The following is an 18113-nucleotide window of genomic DNA, read 5'->3' as shown; positions in this document are numbered from 1 at the left end:
AAGCACAAGGAAAAGCCGAAACTCGCCTTCCACTTACCGTGCCAAAAATGGCAACAGCGCAAGAATACGGGCCTTCTTGATCTCACCGGCCAAGATACGCTGGTGTTTTGCACAGGTACCGGTGATACGCCGGGGAACAATCTTTCCACTGGGCATGATATACCGACGGAGAAGTTCCACGTTCTTGTAGTTTACTTCCTCCATCTTGATCTGGCCCGTACAGAAACGGCATACCTTCTTGGAGTAGAAGAATCTCTTCTTGTCTCTTTCAGAAGCGGCCTTTTCAGCTACTTCCTCAGCAGGCAATTCTTCTTTTTCCTTCTCCACATCTTCTGGAACCACAACATCCATCTTGATATCGGTTTCTTTATCCATCATACATCTCTCCTTCTGTTAGGTTTTTAGAACCCTAAAATCCAGGGTCTTCAGGATTGACCGGATTGGTATCAATATCCGTATTGTCGTAGTAAAAACTCGCCTCATCACCTGCATCAAAAGAAGTAGCATCTCCCTTTGCTTCAGCAGGTTTTCCGGATCCACCGGGAGAACCCAGAAATTCCACTCTATCAGCGACAACCTCAATCACACTTCGAGCAGAACCATCCTGGGCCTTCCAGGAACGCTGATCCAGCCTCCCATCCACAGCCACCATCTTTCCTTTGGAAAGATACTGCTTGCAGGTTTCAGCTGTTTTGCCCCATACTACAATAGGGATAAAGGAGACACTATCACCCCCATCATTACGGGGTTTACCACCGACAGCGAGGGTAAAACGAGCCACGGCGGTATTCGTAGGGGTATACTTGATCTCAGGATCCCTTGCCAATCGACCGACAAGCACGACACGATTGATATCCCACGCCATATTACTTCACCAATACCATATGGCGGATAACATCCTCATCATACCGAACCAGTTTCTCAAAAGCCTCTACCTGAGCAGGGTCCATTTCCACTTCCATGAAATAGTAGAAAGCCTTAGGGAATTTCTGGCGATTCTTGTGAATCACATAGGCAAGCTCACGCACACCCATATTGGAATCACCAACCAACACCCCATTGAACCGCTTCAGGTAATCCTTGAGTCTGGACTGAGCCTGAACAGAAGCCTCTCCTTCTTTGAGAAGAAAGGCCATTTCATACTTCCGCATTCTTTCCTCCTTGTGGTCATAATCGCCCGTCCCTCTCGGTTTCCTACCCTCAGAGAAACCCGAAAAAGAGACAGGAAGGATGGAATATTGTAAAGAAGACTTTAGTTTTTGTCAAATCAAGGGGAGAGAGTCTTCCATCCCCACTGAACCCCATCCCAGCTAAAGACCATAAGGGCACTTCGCTTTTCCGCGGGGAGAAGACAGAGAAACACCCCTTTTGCCTTACCCTTCGCGTCAGAAAGTTCCTCAAAAACCACCGCCTTCCACTCAGGTCCCCGACTCACCACACGCATCTCGCTATCAAAAACAAACCAGAGAGTTTTCCCCTCCCTGAGAACAGGCACCCCCAACACTTCTTTCAAAAAAACCGCCTTTTGAACCACCGTCCCCTCCCGTGTCATCACCTTCCAGGAAGGATTTTCTTCATTCACAAAGGCAAAAAGATTCTCCTCTGCTTCCTTCTCATAGGCGGTATAGACCACAATCTTCTCCCCCAATCGACCAAACCGTAGCACCGCTTCTCGATTGGTGAGAACGAGACATTTCTCAAGCTTCCCGCTCAAAGAGAGAAAAAACACCGTATGAATCCCTTCTTCGTCCTTTCCTGCAAGATAAAACCCACCATCCACGCCAAGAGAATTCTCAGGAACCAAAGGAAAACGAAGAGAAACCTCACAGCGAAACTCTTTTCCCTTGAGGTATCCTATCCAGAGAGGAAAACCATCCTCCCATTCTTTCCCAATAGCAAGGATCTTCTCCCCCGAGACATCAAATCCCTGAATATCCCTTCCAAGGGGAGAAAAACGCCCTTTTCCCCTCTCCCATAGCCACCATCCCCGATTCTGCTGTTCATCCATCCCATAGACAAGAGCCTGAGAAGGGGTTAGCCACCGATAACGCAAAGCCGCTATGGGGAAAAACTCCCGATCCACAACCTGCGAAAGGCCCTCATCTAATACCACCAGTCGATTCAAAAAAAACACCTCCACACGAGAAGAACATCCCACCAGCAAAAAAACCAGCCCTATCCAGAAATACCTCACTTTCACGCCTTTCCTCTCTTTTTCTTTTATGGTTCTCTAGCCAGAACCATGTATTTATCCAGCAAAAGTCTTTTCAATCTCTCTGATGTCCCCCCACTCATCTGTTCTCGAAGATACAGAAGGGCTTCATGCCTTTCAATTTCCATACGGGCCTTTTGGAGAACTCTCTCGCCATCTTCGATGGGCACAAACGCCACCTCCTTTCCTGTTTTTCCAGGAAGAGGTAACGCTTCACAGGTGGGGTTAGACCATTCAAGGAGGGGCTTTACTATACTCACCATGGGGAAACGTTTTTCCACCTCCGCTTTTACGAGAGAAAAAGCTCGTGTGGTCCATACCCCTCGTTTCACCTCTTCGATATCACGACGGGACAAAAAACCCATACTCATCGTTTCCACCGTTTTCAGCCGGTGAGAAGAAACCCTCGAAAGCCGGGAAAGGATATTGGTTTGTGTGTGAGTTCCCGCCGTGGTATAGGCAAGATCAAGCCCCACCACATACACCTTCCCGGAAAAAAGCTTTGTGGCTAAAGAAAGGGCATCCACTGCCACCGAAGGGGTAGAAAGCACAAAAGAGGGATTCTCCACCTCGGTAGCATAATCATAGATCACCACGGGAGACTCAAGGGACACCAAAAGAGCAGAACTTGCATAGAGACTGGCAAACACCACCACATCCTTCTCAAGTCCCATCCCATGGAGAACATTGGCCACTCCTGCATCGCTTACCACCACTCCCCATGGGGTAATCCCCCCTTCCTTCAATGTGGCATACGAAGAAAGACAACAGAGTATTTTTCCCCCGTGAGAAGCCCACTCTTTCAATTCACCAAGAGAAGCCTCAAGTGAAGGTCCCGAGGCGACCACCACCACATCTTCTTCTAAAGAGCCTTTCTCCGGAAACGTGAAAAGCCTCCCCTCCCGAAAAAGACTCATATTTCGCACAAGATTCACCCACCAGAGACGGGAAAAAAAGGCCGTCACCTTGATATTCTCCACCGCCTGCGTCAAAACAAGCGTATATCTCTGACAGAAGTCCTCATACGCCGATGAAAAAAACCGTTTGTACCCCTCAAGGGCAAAGAGAAATGGTCTTTTGCCCTCAAGAAGGGCCTTTTCGAGACGTTCAGAGAGGTTTTTATCAAGACCAGGATAATGCAGGCTCATCCACGTTGAGAGTTCCGGAAGCGGTTCCTGACACCAGATATCCTCAAGACTATATCCCTTCTCCAGCAAGAACTCCACCACATAGCCTTCGGCTGAACCAAAAAGCACGAAAAAAGGCCTCTCGGGAAGCCTCTCTTTGGCAAGGGTACGTTCTATCTCCCGAAAGGGATCATAGGGGCTATAGAGATAACGCCCTTCTACCCGCACAAAACGAAATCTTTCCTCCCCCCTTTCAATCTGCATATCGCCCCCAGAGAGACCTTCCACAATGAAGACACTTCCCCTTCTCAAGACCAACCACATCCACCTGATAGCCAGTACGACGAATCAAAAGCTGCCCACATCCCGCACAAAAGGTAGAGGCATCTTCCATCACATTGCCCACATACACATGATGAAGATGTCTTTTAGCCACCTCTCGCATACGATGAAGAAGGTCAATGGCTGTTGGAGGTTCCTGATAACGATAGTGGGGAAAATACCTCGAAAGATGAAAGGGTATCTCCGGGGAGAGTGAAGCAAGCCAGGAAGAGAGTTCCTCCATCTCGAGAAGAGAATCACTCACACCGGGCACAACAAGGGTTGTCACCTCAACATGAACACCGGCTTCAAAAAGACGGCGGATGGTTGTTTTGACCGGAGCAAGACTCCCCCCTAATTTCCTGTATCCCTCTTCACGAAAGCTTTTGAGATCCACATTTGCCGCATCAAGAAAGGGAAGCCACTTCTCAAGAGGTTCTGCTTCAATATACCCATTGGTAACCAGCACATTCTTGATACCCCTTTTATGACATTCTTCCATGGCTTCTAAGACATACTCATACCAGACGATGGGTTCAGAATAGGTATAGGCGACCATTCTCTCCCCCTGACTCCGTTCCACAAGCCCTACTAGTTCCTCCACAGAGACAAAATCAATATCCTCACTCTTCCCCCCATAGCCATCAAAAAAACGAGAAAGCCCCGCATTCTGGCAAAAAGGACAGTGAAGGTTGCACCCTAACGTTCCAATGGAAAAGATTCGGGATCCAGGATAAAAATGAAACAGGGGCTTTTTTTCAATGGGATCAATGGCCATGCCGGCCACACGACCGTAGTTCAGAGAGACCAGTTTGCCATCCCGCACTGCCCTGGCTCCACATATGCCCGACTTTCCCTCCCGCACCAAGCAGTGATGAGGACAGAGATGACAGCGCGCACCCTCTTTTTCTTCTGACCAGAAAAGCGCCTCTTTCATTTGAGTTTCCATTCTGGTGGTGCCTCCCCGGGATCAAGAAACTTCTGAGCTACCTTTTTGAGAGATTCTATGAGTTTTTCGTCAAAAATCTGTTTCTCCACCATCCGGGTTTCATCCAACGAAAGGTCAATAATCACCCACCTTTGAGGGATCTCCCGCCTCTCATTGATGAGAAGATACACCACCGGCCAGATGGTCCGACTATCCCGAGGAATATAGGCAATCTCACCCGTATTTAGCTTCACAAAGCTTCCCCCTGGAAAGATGGGTTTTTCGCCTAAATACTGGGGAAGCTCTTTCACAAAAGTCTGGGCAAGTCGTGGGGCAAAACTTTTCCCCTGTTCCCGATAAATACACAGAAGGGCATACCAGAAAGGCTGTGCCGGTTTATAGGGACGACTGCTGGTGATGGCATCAAAGACATCACAGAGACTGGCAATCTGAGCAAACTCTCCCATCTCTGTCCCCTTCTTGCCAAGGGGATAGCCTGTCCCTGAAACCTTCTCGTGATGATAGAGCACAATGGATTGCACAAAACGCGAATAGACATTTTTGACCATCTCAAAACCATACACGGGATGACGCTTCATCACCTCAAACTCTTTTGGGGTAAGCCTGTCCGGTTTATTGAGAATTTCAAGGGGAATCTTCACCTTGCCAATATCGTGAAGCATCCCACCCACCCCCAAAATCTTCAGTTGATCCTCATTGTACCCCAATTTTTTCCCCATCAGAAGGGAAAGAAGAGCAACATTGAGAGAATGGGTATAGGTATATTCATCGTAGTTTTTCAGTTCCACAAGGTTCAATGTTGTCCCTTTCAGAGGAACAACCTTTTCTACCAGTTCGTCGATAAGCCCATTGATCTCTTTGGTAGGAAGCGGGGCATTCTGACGAAGCCGCTGTTCCACCTCTCTTGCTATATCAAGTCCTTTTTCAAGGGTTTCCTCCGGAATAAGGGGTTCTCCGCCTGTACACCGAGATTTTTCCTCCGAAGGGGTATAATAAAGCGTGCGAATACCTCGTGCTTTGAGCCAGGCTATTTTTTCATCTGTGAAAGGAACATACCCATCCTGCACCTTTTCCCCATTTTCGGCAAAAGCATCCCCCTTGAGAATAATCCCGGGATAAAGAAAGTTCACACTCACCGCCAATTGATCTGCCACGCTCTCCTCCTCCTTTTTAGTGTAAGGAAGAATTTCATTTTGTCAAGTAGAAAGAGAAACCAAACCATCTTTACGAATTTTTCTTCTCCTGAAGAAGATCGTACATCTTTTCTAAAAGTTCCTGCACCGTAAAAGGCTTGGTGAGAAACACCATCCCCTCACGTTCAGGAAGAGCAAGACTCTTCTTCGCATAACCACTAATGAGAATAATCCCCACTTCCGGGGCCACAGCAAATACCCTTTGCAGTCTCTCCTCAACGGCCATTTCCCCTGGCATGGTAATGTCCATAATCACCACATCCTGGGAAGATATTTCCCCTATCCGCTTCAGAAAGTCTTCTGTCCTCTGAAAACTCTCCACCTCATAGCCACGCTGTCGTAAACTCTTTTCCAGGACACGGACAATCCCCACCTCGTCATCCAGTATCCATACCCGTTTCCCATCGTCAGAGAGCTTCTTTTCCCCCACGGGAGAAACTATTTCCCTTTTCTCTTCAGCCACACTATACACCGGCAAATAAAGAGAAAATGTGGTCCCCTCCCCCGGTGTAGATTCTACCTCAATAAGACCATGATGCTTTCGAACAATAGTGTACACAATAGCCAGTCCAAGCCCACTCCCCCGTGCCTTGGTAGAAACATACGGCTCAAAAATACGGGAAAGTACCGACGGATCAATTCCTGGTCCGTTGTCCTTCACCACAATACAGAGATACTGCTGTACCCCGGGGAGCGGATCCGGAATACGCCCATGCACCTCTTCCGCTGCTACCCCCTCAAAGACAATCCAGAGATCTCCCCCATCCTTCATCGCCTCACGGGCATTGAGCACCAGATTCTGGATAACCTGTCCCAACTGGCCAATATCCACCGGAATGGAAACATCCTCTGTCTTTCTCTCTACATGCCAGCGAACAGCCGAGCCCTGAAGAAGAAACCGAACCGTATCCTCCACCATCTGAAACACATTTTCCCACTTGATCACCGGTGCCCCACCCCTGGCAAAAGAAAGCATCTGTGTGGTAAGTTGCTTGGCTCTCTCACAGGCGGCTTCCGCCTCCTGAAGATAGTCCTTTGTTTCAGGGAAAGAATCCCCCAATCGCATTCGAAGAAGTGAAATATTGCCCAGAATGACCGTTAGAATATTGTTGAAATCATGGGCAATCCCTCCCGCCAACACCTCCATCGCCTCAAGCCGTTGCGCTCTGTAAAACTCCTGCTGGAGTTGATTGAAAAGCGTCATATCCGTCATCAGAAGCACATATTCCCGTTTGTTCTTCTCCGCCTCACCCAAAAGAGAAAGGTCTATCATGAGTTCATAGCGTTTTTCACGTCGATTGATAAGTGTCCATACCCCGGCAGGCCACTTCTGGATTTCCTGCACAAGGAGAGTAAAATCCTCTATTTTCTCTCCCCCCTGCCTTTCAAAACTCACCCTTTCTAACAAAAGCCCCCTTTCTTCCCCTGTGAGAGAGAGAATTTCTCTCCCTCTTGGATTGACAAACTCAATCTCCCCCCTTTCATCAACAATCACCACCCCCTCATCAATACTCATAAGAATCCGCTTCAAAAACTCATCTTCCTCGCGAAGTGCCTCCTCTGTCTCCCTGAGAAGGGTAATATCACGTCCCACCCCCTGAAACTCACAACAGGTATGCGTTTGTCCCTTCAAATGCACACAACGAAAGCGCCACTCAATCACATACCGCACCCCATACCTTTCATAGTCTAAAACAAGTGAAGCCACATCCTCTGAAGATTCCAGAGACAACAGCACATCTCGCCATTTCGCTCTATCAGCCAGCGGAACAATCTCAAAGAAATTCTGTCCATGGATTTGCTGCACCTCCCACCCCAAGGAAGAAGCCATAGCCCTATTGGCATAAAGAATCGTTCCATCCTCCGATAATCGCACCACCCAATCCGTTTGATCCTCAACCAATGTTCGATAACGCTCCTCACTCTGGGAGAGAGCCTCTTCATACTCCACAATTTCGGAGATATCATGAAACATATGGACTACACCTAAGTTCTCCGTATATTGATTCATCATCACAGACGAATCCCAGAACACGGCTGTACGAAAACCCGTCTTTTTTACTTCAAGAACAAACGATTGGTAACGTTTTTTTCAGGAGACCTGCAGTGGGAAGATGAGGAAAAGCAAAAAAAAGTTCCTCCCTGGCCGATAATAGGACACAAGGAGGAACCCATGCGTAAAGAATTCACCTTCACTTTGACTATCGACTACCCTGACACAAAACTTGAGACGTTAGTGGTGGTTTTTCTCCAGGCCATCAAAGGAGTGTTTGAGTCATTTGTTCATCAGATTTCTGTAGAAGTGGCAGAAAAAGAAATAAAAGAAGGTCGTATCACCTGTACATGCGGAGAAAAACATCACTTCATATGGAAAACAAAGCATGGAAAAAACACTGTTTTTGTTCTGATGCCCTTTGGAAAGATCACTCTTCCTCAGCTCCAAATTCAATGCAAAAAGTGTGGAAGAAAACTTTTTCTCACAAGATCTCTTCTTGGTGTAGAAAAGCGAAAAAGGCAAATCCTGAAAGATATCTACAGAGTGGCTTTAGCCGGGGCTCTTACCACCTATCGAGTGGCCGCTCGTATTCTTTCCTTCACAGGGTATAAAATAGGTCTTAGCACCCTCTGGAAAAACCTTCAAAATATTGGGAGAAAGATACATTTCAGTATCTCAGAAAAAGAAAAACCCTGTGGAGAAGCCGATGGGACGGGTATTCCTGTTCAGGGCAAGAAAAAAGGAGAAGAAGCTAAAATTCTTTTGCAGGAGAGGCAACAAGCCTCCCCATTGACAGGAAAAAATACAAGAATAGCAGGCCTTCTTGTGGATAATTACCATGCAGGTTGGGACAAACTTCTTAAGCCCATTCAAGAAAAACACTCTTTTTCTCGGTTTTTTCTTGTTGTCGATGGAGATACAGGGATTAACCAGGGCAAACATCCCGGTATCGTTTTTCAACGATGTTTGTGGCATGTAAGTTATCAATTGAAGTATTTTCTTCGTCTTGATAGAGTGAGATATCGTTCTTCTGAGTGGACAAATATTGTCGCTGAAACAGGGAAAGCCTGTTTCTTGGGGTACAAAAATGACTGGCAAACAAGACTTGGTTATCAAAGCGAGCGCAGACAGCATATTCAGAATCTTCTTGACTTATTTCACGAAAAAGGGCGCAAACATTGTTTTTATTATCTTCTTCGTGCTCAAAAAGACATGTTCGCCTGTGACAGTGAAGATGGTTTGCCAGGAACAACCTCAAGGGCAGAACGGGTGATGCGAACCATAAACCAGAGAATGGATGTAGGGGTATGGAAAAGAGAAGGGGCAACCAATGTTCTTGCTGTGCGTTTGCATTACTACTATAATCGTGATGAGGCTATCGATGGTGTCTACTGGCAGGATGTGATATAAAACATAGGGATGGTACGTACTTATTGCCCTGTTTTATGGCCTAAAAAGGGTACTTTCCCCAGAAAAAACTTGTTTATCTAAAATGTTCCCTGTATACTACAGTTGACAAAAATCTTTTGAGCCAGGGGTAACTTCTTTATCCTTTTCTCTCTCTTTCAGGTCTCCTGTTGGAAACGTAATCAAACGATTTTCCAGCCTTTCCTACTTGATGAGAAAACAAAAAAAGTTCATCAAGACTCCTGCCTCGCATCTCCTCAAGTGACAACCCAACTAACTTCTCCATAGCAGGGTTTGCCGAGATGATCAGCCCTTTGGGATCTGTGACAACAAGCCCTTCCCGAATATGGGTAAACATGGCCTCCCATTTGGCTTCTCGATAGGCCAATTCCCTCAGAGACGACGCCTTGTAGAGAGCCATTTCCACCGTGGCTTTGAGTTCACGATCGTTGAAAGGCTTGATAAGATATCCGTAGGGTTCCGTTTTTGCCGCCATTTCCAGGGTGGCATCATCAGAAAAGGCTGTTAAATACACAACAGGGATATGATATCTTCTGAGAATTTCTCCCGCCGCTTCTATCCCGCTCATCCCATTCTGAAGTTGAATATCCATCAAAATGAGATCAACCCCAGCCGTTTCAAGAAAAGACAGAAGATCCTCCCCCCTTGAGAAAACCCCACTGACCTCATACCCTAACTTGACAAGCTTCTGGGCAATACTATGGGCAACGACTGCCTCATCCTCAACAATGGCAAGATGATACGCCATACCTTCTCCCTGTCTATCATATCACAAGAAAAACAAAAAAGCAAATAAAAAACCTCTCGCGACCATCTTGCCCTTGCTATGTTGTTCCACATTCATCCAGAATGGTTATCTTCACACAAAAACTGAATACTTGTTCGACCATCTTTTCTCTTTCAGTTTTGGGCTACTTTTTTTACCCATTTTCCTTCTTCTACGAAGCGCTCCCGCGCGGGGCAAAAGGGGCTCCGCCCCTTTTGAAAACCCCGTTTTCGCCCCTGCAACGGTTTCTGGGAACCCTCTTTTTTCTCTTATCTTGCAGGCTGGAAGAAAAATATGACCCCCTCCATTTTCTGTAGCCGCTCAAGGACAGACGTCCTATCTGACCTTGAGCTTCCTCGCCACCTCTTGTGGCTCGGCCCGGGGAGAAAAGAGAGTTTATTCTGTTACCAGCCCGCCGGGCTTCTTTTTCAGGAGAGGCTTTTTGGATATGGCACCGCGGCATGGGCGAGAGCTATGACTTTGTTTCAGCAAAGAACAACGGGTTAGCTGAAACAGGGTAATAGCCACATCTTGCCGTCATGTTTTCAAGCACAACTCTTTTTTCAATAGACATCAGACAGATAACTTTTGTTTTATTTCCCTTCACAGAAAATATGAAAATAGGTATTCAGTTTCATATGGGAAACGACAACCATCCTGCCCTTTTTAAAAAAACCAAAAGACTATCACGCTCTCTCCACGAAGAATCTTTGCCTGAAGAAAAGAATTGAGACTCTTGCACGGGTGTTTGCTTTCCCTGTCTGGGTCAGGGGCAACACCCCTGAAACCCCGATTTTTCCGTTCACAAGGGCCTATTTGCATTTTTTTGTTCAAAAAGAGAGCTTTTTATTGGAGTAAGGAATATTTTATACTCTTTTTCTTTTTTTATTGCTTTTTTGAGACCTTCGCACATTCGTGCAAAGGTCTCGAATTTTTTCAGTTTTTCCGAGAACTCTCTAAATACTCCCAGAGAATCCGTGTGGCAGCAAGACTATCCCTGTCCTCCCGAGGAGATCTCTTTTTGCCACAAGAACGAAGATAACCCTCCGCCTCTTCTGAAGAATAAGACTCATCCTGAAAGGTGACGGGAAGAGCTATCACTTTTTGCATCTCTTCAACAAACGCTTTCACCATGGCTGTCGCTGTCCCGTAATAGTCCGAGGCCACATAGCCCACCACAATGAGATCCACACCCTCTTTGGCACAGATGGCTTTGAGCTGCTCCCACAATTTCCCATCCCTTGGCAAAGACCCCCATGGTGAAGCAATCAAACGCAAGGGATCAGAGAGAGCCAAACCCACCCGTTTTGTTCCCACATCTATGGCAAGGATTCTTCCCATAGACCAAAAACCTTTCCAATCTGAGAAGCCACCGCCTCATGACCATTTTCCCTCAAAAGAAGACTCCATATTTTCTCGTAGGCCTTTTGATAACGCTTCTTTTCCTCTTCTGAGAGAGAAAGAAAAAATTCTATCCATGAGAGAATACGCTCGTGATTCCAGTCCTTCTGGAGAAGCTCGGGGAAAAGCCTCTCATGCAAGAGAATATTGGGCATACCAATAAGCTTCTCCTTGAGAAGAAGATGTCCAATCCAGTAAGAAAGAGAAGAAATACGATACCCCAAAATCACCGGCTTGCGAAAAAGAGCCGCCTCAAGGGTAATAGTTCCCGATGAAGCCACCACCACGGTAGATTGAAAGAGAACCTCTCGGGCATCAAAACTGAGTTGAATTCGGTTAGCTAAACCACAGGAAACTATCTGTTCACGAATCATCTGTTCATAATCAGGATGGGAAATGGCCAAGCACACTTTCCAGGAAGAAGGCATTTTCTTGACGGCAAGAAGCATCTCTGGAAGCAAATTTTCGATCTCCTGGTATCTACTACCGGGGAAAAGCCCTATCACCACATCCTTGTTCTCCCTGTATCCTCGCTGTCCAAGGTATTCCCTGATCTCCTCAGCCAGTGGATGTCCCCAGAAGCCCACATGATCGCCATACTGACGATACACCTCATAATCCTCCGGAAAACTCACAAAAAGATACTGACACCACTGCATGAGTTTAGGGGCATTCCATCTCCCCCAGATAGAAACATGGGGTGGCATATAGTACACACACGGAATCCCCTTTTCATAACAAAAACGAGCGAGGGGAATATTAAACCCCTGGTTATCAACCAGGACCACTCCCCTGACCTCTTGAGAAGCAAGATACGCAACCGCCTTTTCATAAGAAGCCTTTTTCCGCTTATAGAAACGAAGCGAATCTGTCAGTCCCACCGTACTCAAAAGAGAAACATCCCCGTCTAAAAGATCTGCCCCTTCCAGAGCCATATAGCGTCCACCAAGCCCAACAATCTCCACCTCTGGAGCCCGACGACGCAAGGAACGGATGAGACGAGCCGCATGAATATCCCCGGATACCTCTCCCGCTGAGAAAAAAAGCCTATTCACTGGCACTGATAATACCCCGTTTTTCGGCTTTTTCCACAAAACGAACAAAATGCGCCACCAACGGATCTGTAGCCATTTCTTGCATCTTGGCTATAGCCTCCCGAAGAGAAAGGCCACTGTAGAGTATTCTATACAGTTCTTTGAGCATCGACCTCTGCTCCTGGGTAAACCCACGCCTGCGAAGCCCTACCACATTGAGTCCATGAGCTACCGCGGGACTTCCATCACAAAGAACATAGGGTGGAACGTCCTGTACTACCTTGGTCAGTCCCCCGACCATGGCATAAGCCCCAACCCGACAGTGCTGATGAACAGCAGAATTTCCCGAAAGAAAGGCAAAATCCTCTACCTCCACATAGCCGGCCAAAAGACACCCATTGGCTAACACCACATTTTTGCCCAACTTGGCATTGTGAGCCACATGAGAATTGGCCATGAGAAAACAATTATCCCCAACAATGGTTTTTTCCCCTTCACCACCACGAACAGGGGTATGGACAGTCACATACTCCCGCAACACACAGTTTTCCCCAATCTCCACAAGACCGGGAGTCCCATCAAAGGAATAATCCTGCGGGGGAGTTCCAATAGCGGCCCCCGCGTATATCTTGGTGTTTTTTCCGATAGTAACCCAGCCGGTGAGATGAACAAAGGGACCAATCTCACACCCATCCCCAACCGTAATCTTTCCATCCAAAACCGCATAGGGATGAATCTTCACCCCCTCCCCCAGAACAACCTCTGGACCAATCACTGCCGTAGGATGAATACTCATTTTTGAAACCTTTCCAGTTCTTTCTTGAGCATCTCTTCAACCAAACGAAAACGACGACGATTCTGGGGATTAACCTCCATGAGATCCTGATGAGACTGCAACAGAATACGAATAGATTCCTCTGTCTTCTCAAGACGCTGCGCCAGTTCCTCGGTATACTCCACATTCTTGAGTTGCGTCTCCACCTTCATCGGAAGAAGGTCTTCAAGCCCCATGGTGACAAAAATCTCTATCACTTTTTGAGAAGGATTCAGGATAAAAAGCTCCCCTTTCTTGTCTTTTTTCATTTTCTTCTGCAGGGAAACAATCACTCCTATAAACGAACTATCAAGATATTGGGTTTCTGAAAGATCAAAATACAAAGCCTCAAGTTCATTTTTGTCAAGTTTTTCGGAAAAGGTCTCAAAAATCTCCGTGGAATACTCAAGCGTCCCCCTTCCAATAACCTTGACCACATAGACATGCCTATCTACAACACCAACATACACCTTTGAACTTTCCATACAATCTCTACCCCTTTATCCTCAAACTTAAAAATCTTCCATAGAAATTTTGGGAGCGTTCTTCACCTCTCGATTGAAGATCTCTTCCAGTTGCTGATCAGGAAGAATATTCCCCTTGCCTGTAAAGGTCATACCCTCTTCAAGCTGACAGCGTTTGGTATACATATCCCCCACCAATTTGCCCGTCGAAAGAATATCCACCCTCTCCAGAGCATAGACCGTTCCCTTGACCTTCCCCCCAATGCGCACCTTTTTGGCATAAATATCTCCCTTGATACGACCACGCTGCCCCACCAAAACCGTCCCATACCCTTTGATAACCCCGCAATAATCCCCATCAATCCGCAAAAGCCCATCAGAACGGAGTTCTCCTGAAAAACAGTTATTATGCCCTATCACCGAATTACTCAGTTCCTCATTTCCATTCATCATCATCTGTTCATCAGCCATACCTACCCCTTTTCTCCTTGCTTATGAACTGTTTCTTTTACTCTAACATGGTCGCATAGGGAAGCGGATTGACAGTCTCTCCTCCAATACGAACCTCATAATGGAGATGATATCCTGTGGATTTCCCTGTTGTTCCCACATAACCGATCACCTGTCCCTGTTTCACCTGGGCACCAGGATAGATGCCTGGACCAAAACGCATCATGTGTGCATATCTGGTAGCCATCCCATATTTATGTTGCACCTCAACAACCAACCCATAACCACCATTATACTCAGCCATGCGTACGGTTCCATCTGCTGCCGCTAATACCGGAGTACCTGGAATCACGGCAAGATCAATACCTGGATGGTTCTCAATACGCCACTTGTACACAGGATCGACACGTGGCCCATACTTGGAAGTGAGACGACCCCGCATCTGAAGGGGATAACGAGAGGGCATTTCCCGGAGAAGCTTTTTGTGATCCATCACATACTTCCCTAACCGCTTCACATTCTCTCGAATCACATCAAGTTCAAATTGCATCTGTTCAAGGGTCTTCACCCCTTTGGCCACCGTCGTGTTTGAACTCTCTTTGATCTCTATAGGATTCAACTCCTGAAAATTCTTCTCGCTGGAAACCCCACTGATGATACTCCCAATATCACTTTTGAAATTATAAAAACGTTCAGAAACAGACTCAATACTGGATTTGTACTCCGCAATCTGTCTCCTGTTATAATCATCTAACTGGCGAAGAATCACCACCTGTTTGTTGGCCTGAGCATTTTCAGAAATGGTGTACATTGATGTCACCACCATGGCCACTAAAAGAACGGTGGTAAAAAAGAGCACATAATTTGAGATATGGATATTGATGGTCTTCTTCTCGCTATGGGGAACCACCATGATCGTCAAGCGCTGAGAACCCTTCTCATGAATCTTCATCATGAGACGCTGAAGCTGTCTCTTCATCTCAGACCAGAAAAGTCTCCACTTCTCCTTAAATTTCTGCCAGTTTGTCTTCCGGTACATCTCATCGCGCTTCTGAATAAATTCCGCATTTCGGCTTACTTTCCGTCGGTAGGTAGCCATAACTCCTCCTTGTGTCCTCACCTTTTTGAATAAAAATAGCCAAATGTATTTTTGTGCTGTATAATATTGTACCCTAAAATAAGAGATAAGTCAAGTTTATGTATATTGATACCCATTGTCATCTCACCCATTGTTTTGGTTCTCCTGACTGGCCAGCCGACATACCTTTTGATACCATCCGGTATCTTATCGATATATCGATATCCCCCAAGGAAATCTTAAGCCTTTTCGAAAAATCGCCTCACCCCCGTATCAAACGGGCCATTGGCTACTACCCTGAACTCTGTACCATTTGGAACGAAGAGGAAAAAAAGAAGCTCTCTCAATGGATAGAAACTCTCTCCCCCATAGCCATCGGAGAAATAGGGCTTGACTATCACCACGCGTACGGTACTCCCCACCAACAACAAAAACTTTTTGCAGAGCAATTAGAACTGGCCCACCATTACGGGAAGCCTGTTCTCATCCATTCACGAAATGCCTTTGAAGACACCCTGACCATCCTCAAAAACTTTCACCCGGGGACCAGTGTGATTCTCCATTGTTTTGGCTATGGAGCAAAAGAACTTGAAAAATTTCTGTTCCTGGACAAAATCTACGTTTCCTTTGCAGGGAATGTCACCTATCCTTCCGCCCACGCCCTTCGTGAAGCCCTCAAACTCACTCCTCAAGAAAGGCTTTTTTTAGAAACCGATGCGCCTTACCTTGCCCCTATCCCCATGCGGGGCAAGAAAAATCTTCCCACCTATATCGAATACACCTACCGCTTTGTGGCCGAGTTTCTCACTATACCCCTTGATGATCTCTGCAAACAAATAGAAACCAACTTTTCAAAGGTTTTTCTCTCACCAGATGTATAAACCCAAAACAAAATAAAGAAAACTCCCTTCAAAGAGAAAATCGAGACCTTTGCACGAATGTGTAAAGGTCTCGACACAGGAATAGGACAAGCCCTTTTCTCTGGGAGAAGGGTGCCGGGAGATTTTGCTATGACCTTATTTCAGCAAAGGGGGCTCGTTTGCTGAAACATGGTGATAGCCGGGGTAGGCTTTTCTCCCTGAACGAAGGTGGTCGTCATTGTTTGGGTTTGTATGAGGGGAGGTTAAACGTTTAACCAGAAGGTGGGTTTGCTGAGACATGGTAATAGCAAAAGACATGTGGAGTTTGTATAGAGAAGGGTTAAACATTTAACCGGCGGGGTGGTTAGCTGAAACAGGGTGACAGCGATAGCCATGAGGGGGTGGATAGAGAGAGGTTAAACGTTTAACCATTGCCTTTGGCTGAGACAGGGTAATAGCCGGGCGCCCTGCGGCCTCAGAAAGCCCCCTTCTTGCTGACTCGTCCCCCACACCCCGCCCCTGCCTGCGGTGCCTTCTGACAGAAGCCACCAGGGGAACACATGCCCTGCGGGCTGGTGGGAGAAAGCCCCATTCTGGAGAGGAAGACCCGTTCTTTCTTTCACCCCCCTTTTTTTTCTGTACCCCACTTCGACTTCGCTCAGTATCCGCCTGGGCGCTTTTGCGGTTATGAAAAGGGCCCTTTGGTTTCCGACGGGAAAGTCCTTCCGACGGGAGGACACAGGAGGTGTCCGGGGCGACCTCTTCTGTTGCTCTGCCCGAAAAGCCCACCGAAGCGTAGCCGCGGGGCCCCCGCTTTGGCGGGGAATCGGCGGAGCGAGGTGGGCGCTATGCTTCCGAAGTCAGGAGGACGAGTTGAGGTCGCCCCGCGAGGAAGGACTTTCCCTGGGGAGTGGGATTTCTCACTACCCGCAAAAGCGGCCCACCATCCGTCCGAGGCGCATGCGTAGCATGCGACGAGGACAGGGTCCTTCTGGAGCCGGTGCAGGGGCGGGGCGGGGGTTCACAGGGGGCGTAGCCCCTGACCCAGACAAGGAAAGAAAACATCCGTGCAAGGGTCTCAAATCTACACTTTCTCTAGTGGGGACTGCTCTCTTTTCTCAAAACACACATAATTGATAGGACGAAGCGGACTCATCTTCTGATAAAAAAGCGTAGGAAAGCGCTCATAAAGATTCTGGACAACCCCCTGCGGATACACGCTATGAAGCCACTGAAATTGCCGAAAAACCTCCACCGCATACCGGGCATACTCCTCCACATCACTCACAAAAAAGACCCTTCCACCCACTTTCAAAACCCGAATCACCTGCAAAACAAAAGAAGGCCTGAGAAGCCTGTTTTTCCAGTGGCGTTTTCGTAGCCAGGGATCAGGAAAATTGATATGAATTTCAGAAACACTCTTTGAAGGGAAAAAGGTCTTGAGAACCCATTCCCCATCCCCATGAATAACGGCATAATTCTGCCTGCCACGTTTGAAAAGGCGGTGCGAAGTTTTTGCTGTACGCTTCCGAGAGATCTCTATCCCCACAAAAAAACATTCCGGGTACTGTTCTGTCTTTTCAATCAAAAAATCTCCATGTCCACATCCCATATCCAGAACAATCTCTTTGCCCTGGACGAGATCTCTCCATGATTCATACGAAGGAGAAAGAGACTTCACCTCATGCTCAATATGAAGAAAACGGTTCTTTTCCATTGTCAGGCGTTCTTCACCTTGGGAACAATGATATGCCCTTCATCAAAACGAGGAGCAAGACTCCCAATCTCTTCGTTAGAGAGAGAGGGTGTCTCTTTGTCTTCTCGAAGGACGTTCCATTTCTCAACGGCATGGGTCGTGGGAGGAACCTTTTCCGTATCCAGTTCCCCTATCTTTTCCACAAAATGAACTATTCTCGAAAACTGCTGGAGAAAAACCTCTTTTTCCTCGTCAGAAAAAGAAAGCTTGGCTAATTTTGCCACCTTCTCTACATCAGACAACGTGATATCAGCCATCATCCCC

20 protein-coding genes are annotated in these 18113 nt (G+C 47.0%); 2 read left to right on the top strand and 18 right to left on the bottom strand.

The genetic code is table 11. From position 1 onward, the window contains the following. Positions 1-33: 33 nt before the first annotated feature. The 8 genes from rpsR to BREVNS_RS05975 form a co-directional block, all read right to left on the bottom strand. Positions 34-378: a 30S ribosomal protein S18 gene (gene rpsR / locus BREVNS_RS06010; protein WP_483426116.1), complete on the bottom strand. Its 345-nt coding sequence runs from the start codon at positions 376-378 to the stop codon at positions 34-36. A gap of 31 nt (positions 379-409) precedes the next feature. Next, positions 410-853, bottom strand: coding sequence for a single-stranded DNA-binding protein (locus BREVNS_RS06005; protein ID WP_483428038.1), 444 nt, complete (start codon positions 851-853; stop codon positions 410-412). 13 nt (positions 854-866) lie between these two features. Further along, positions 867-1151 carry a 30S ribosomal protein S6 gene (gene rpsF / locus BREVNS_RS06000; protein ID WP_483426115.1) on the bottom strand — a complete coding sequence of 95 codons (285 nt, stop codon included), beginning with the start codon at positions 1149-1151 and terminating at the stop codon, positions 867-869. 116 nt (positions 1152-1267) lie between these two features. Beyond that, on the bottom strand, positions 1268-2200 hold the full coding sequence (locus tag BREVNS_RS05995; protein ID WP_483426114.1) for a hypothetical protein: 933 nt from the start codon (positions 2198-2200) through the stop codon (positions 1268-1270). Between the two features lie 20 nt (positions 2201-2220). Further along, on the bottom strand, positions 2221-3603 hold the full coding sequence (locus BREVNS_RS05990; protein WP_483426113.1) for a 6-hydroxymethylpterin diphosphokinase MptE-like protein: 1383 nt from the start codon (positions 3601-3603) through the stop codon (positions 2221-2223). Further along, the gene (gene amrS / locus BREVNS_RS05985) at positions 3593-4609 is read right to left on the bottom strand and encodes an AmmeMemoRadiSam system radical SAM enzyme (protein ID WP_483426112.1); all 1017 of its coding nucleotides are present in this window, start codon (positions 4607-4609) and stop codon (positions 3593-3595) included. The genes BREVNS_RS05990 and amrS overlap by 11 nt, the downstream gene beginning before the upstream one ends. Then, positions 4594-5763, bottom strand: a complete 1170-nt coding sequence (locus BREVNS_RS05980; protein ID WP_483426111.1) for an HD-GYP domain-containing protein — start codon at positions 5761-5763, stop codon at positions 4594-4596. The genes amrS and BREVNS_RS05980 overlap by 16 nt, the downstream gene beginning before the upstream one ends. 70 nt (positions 5764-5833) lie before the next feature. Next, positions 5834-7816, bottom strand: a complete 1983-nt coding sequence (locus tag BREVNS_RS05975) for a hybrid sensor histidine kinase/response regulator (protein WP_483428037.1) — start codon at positions 7814-7816, stop codon at positions 5834-5836. A gap of 159 nt (positions 7817-7975) precedes the next feature. Between BREVNS_RS05975 and BREVNS_RS05970 the strand changes: the two genes are divergently transcribed. Further along, the gene (locus BREVNS_RS05970; protein ID WP_483426076.1) at positions 7976-9208 is read left to right on the top strand and encodes a hypothetical protein; all 1233 of its coding nucleotides are present in this window, start codon (positions 7976-7978) and stop codon (positions 9206-9208) included. A 136-nt stretch (positions 9209-9344) separates the two neighbouring features. On the opposite strand, the gene BREVNS_RS05965 is transcribed toward BREVNS_RS05970, so the two are convergent. The 7 genes from BREVNS_RS05965 to BREVNS_RS05935 all read right to left on the bottom strand — a co-directional run bounded on the left by BREVNS_RS05965 (position 9345) and on the right by BREVNS_RS05935 (position 15254). Continuing rightward, on the bottom strand, positions 9345-9974 hold the full coding sequence (locus BREVNS_RS05965; RefSeq protein ID WP_483426110.1) for a response regulator: 630 nt from the start codon (positions 9972-9974) through the stop codon (positions 9345-9347). A 954-nt stretch (positions 9975-10928) separates the two neighbouring features. After that, entirely contained in the window at positions 10929-11333 is a 405-nt protein-coding gene (gene ruvX / locus BREVNS_RS05960; RefSeq protein ID WP_483426109.1) for a Holliday junction resolvase RuvX, read from the bottom strand. After that, entirely contained in the window at positions 11312-12448 is a 1137-nt protein-coding gene (gene lpxB / locus BREVNS_RS05955; RefSeq protein ID WP_483426108.1) for a lipid-A-disaccharide synthase, read from the bottom strand. The genes ruvX and lpxB overlap by 22 nt, the downstream gene beginning before the upstream one ends. Continuing rightward, positions 12441-13223, bottom strand: a complete 783-nt coding sequence (gene lpxA, locus BREVNS_RS05950; protein ID WP_483426107.1) for an acyl-ACP--UDP-N-acetylglucosamine O-acyltransferase — start codon at positions 13221-13223, stop codon at positions 12441-12443. Before lpxA ends, lpxB begins: the two co-directional genes overlap by 8 nt. Then, positions 13220-13726 (bottom strand): STAS domain-containing protein, encoded by a 507-nt coding sequence (locus BREVNS_RS05945; RefSeq protein WP_483426106.1) that lies wholly within the window; start codon positions 13724-13726, stop codon positions 13220-13222. The genes lpxA and BREVNS_RS05945 overlap by 4 nt, the downstream gene beginning before the upstream one ends. 27 nt (positions 13727-13753) lie before the next feature. Further along, entirely contained in the window at positions 13754-14176 is a 423-nt protein-coding gene (locus BREVNS_RS05940) for a bactofilin family protein (RefSeq protein WP_483426105.1), read from the bottom strand. 37 nt (positions 14177-14213) lie between these two features. Continuing rightward, positions 14214-15254, bottom strand: coding sequence for a M23 family metallopeptidase (locus BREVNS_RS05935; protein WP_483426104.1), 1041 nt, complete (start codon positions 15252-15254; stop codon positions 14214-14216). 98 nt (positions 15255-15352) lie between these two features. On the opposite strand from BREVNS_RS05935, the gene BREVNS_RS05930 reads away from it, so the two are divergent. Continuing rightward, the gene (locus BREVNS_RS05930) at positions 15353-16114 is read left to right on the top strand and encodes a TatD family hydrolase (protein ID WP_483426103.1); all 762 of its coding nucleotides are present in this window, start codon (positions 15353-15355) and stop codon (positions 16112-16114) included. A gap of 327 nt (positions 16115-16441) precedes the next feature. Here the strand turns inward: BREVNS_RS05930 and BREVNS_RS05925 are convergent, their stop codons facing one another. The 3 genes from BREVNS_RS05925 to gatC form a co-directional block, all read right to left on the bottom strand. Beyond that, positions 16442-16603, bottom strand: coding sequence for a hypothetical protein (locus tag BREVNS_RS05925; protein ID WP_483426102.1), 162 nt, complete (start codon positions 16601-16603; stop codon positions 16442-16444). Between the two features lie 574 nt (positions 16604-17177). Next, positions 17178-17810 carry a tRNA (guanosine(46)-N7)-methyltransferase TrmB gene (gene trmB / locus BREVNS_RS05920; protein WP_483426101.1) on the bottom strand — a complete coding sequence of 211 codons (633 nt, stop codon included), beginning with the start codon at positions 17808-17810 and terminating at the stop codon, positions 17178-17180. A 2-nt stretch (positions 17811-17812) separates the two neighbouring features. Next, positions 17813-18106 carry an Asp-tRNA(Asn)/Glu-tRNA(Gln) amidotransferase subunit GatC gene (gatC, locus tag BREVNS_RS05915; protein ID WP_483426100.1) on the bottom strand — a complete coding sequence of 98 codons (294 nt, stop codon included), beginning with the start codon at positions 18104-18106 and terminating at the stop codon, positions 17813-17815. Between the last annotated feature and the right edge of the window lie 7 nt (positions 18107-18113).

Source organism: Longinema margulisiae (assembly GCF_025266855.1).
GTDB lineage: Bacteria > Spirochaetota > Brevinematia > Brevinematales > Thermospiraceae > Thermospira.
The sequence above is the reverse complement of the archived record's forward strand: the minus strand, read 5'-3'. Positions and strand labels throughout refer to the sequence as shown.

Excerpts from the sequence above, each read along its gene's own strand:
- BREVNS_RS05945 (WP_483426106.1), bottom strand. The coding sequence starts at position 13,726 with ATGGAAAGTTCAAAGGTGTATGTTGGTGTTGTAGATAGGCATGTCTAT.
- lpxA (WP_483426107.1), bottom strand. The coding sequence starts at position 13,223 with ATGAGTATTCATCCTACGGCAGTGATTGGTCCAGAGGTTGTTCTGGGG.
- ruvX (WP_483426109.1), bottom strand. The coding sequence starts at position 11,333 with ATGGGAAGAATCCTTGCCATAGATGTGGGAACAAAACGGGTGGGTTTG.
- BREVNS_RS05940 (WP_483426105.1), bottom strand. The coding sequence starts at position 14,176 with ATGGCTGATGAACAGATGATGATGAATGGAAATGAGGAACTGAGTAAT.
- amrS (WP_483426112.1), bottom strand. The coding sequence starts at position 4,609 with ATGGAAACTCAAATGAAAGAGGCGCTTTTCTGGTCAGAAGAAAAAGAG.
- trmB (WP_483426101.1), bottom strand. The coding sequence starts at position 17,810 with ATGGAAAAGAACCGTTTTCTTCATATTGAGCATGAGGTGAAGTCTCTT.
- gatC (WP_483426100.1), bottom strand. The coding sequence starts at position 18,106 with ATGGCTGATATCACGTTGTCTGATGTAGAGAAGGTGGCAAAATTAGCC.
- BREVNS_RS05990 (WP_483426113.1), bottom strand. The coding sequence starts at position 3,603 with ATGCAGATTGAAAGGGGGGAGGAAAGATTTCGTTTTGTGCGGGTAGAA.
- BREVNS_RS05970 (WP_483426076.1), top strand. The coding sequence starts at position 7,976 with ATGCGTAAAGAATTCACCTTCACTTTGACTATCGACTACCCTGACACA.
- BREVNS_RS05975 (WP_483428037.1), bottom strand. The coding sequence starts at position 7,816 with ATGATGAATCAATATACGGAGAACTTAGGTGTAGTCCATATGTTTCAT.
- BREVNS_RS05935 (WP_483426104.1), bottom strand. The coding sequence starts at position 15,254 with ATGGCTACCTACCGACGGAAAGTAAGCCGAAATGCGGAATTTATTCAG.
- rpsR (WP_483426116.1), bottom strand. The coding sequence starts at position 378 with ATGATGGATAAAGAAACCGATATCAAGATGGATGTTGTGGTTCCAGAA.
- rpsF (WP_483426115.1), bottom strand. The coding sequence starts at position 1,151 with ATGCGGAAGTATGAAATGGCCTTTCTTCTCAAAGAAGGAGAGGCTTCT.
- BREVNS_RS05930 (WP_483426103.1), top strand. The coding sequence starts at position 15,353 with ATGTATATTGATACCCATTGTCATCTCACCCATTGTTTTGGTTCTCCT.
- BREVNS_RS05965 (WP_483426110.1), bottom strand. The coding sequence starts at position 9,974 with ATGGCGTATCATCTTGCCATTGTTGAGGATGAGGCAGTCGTTGCCCAT.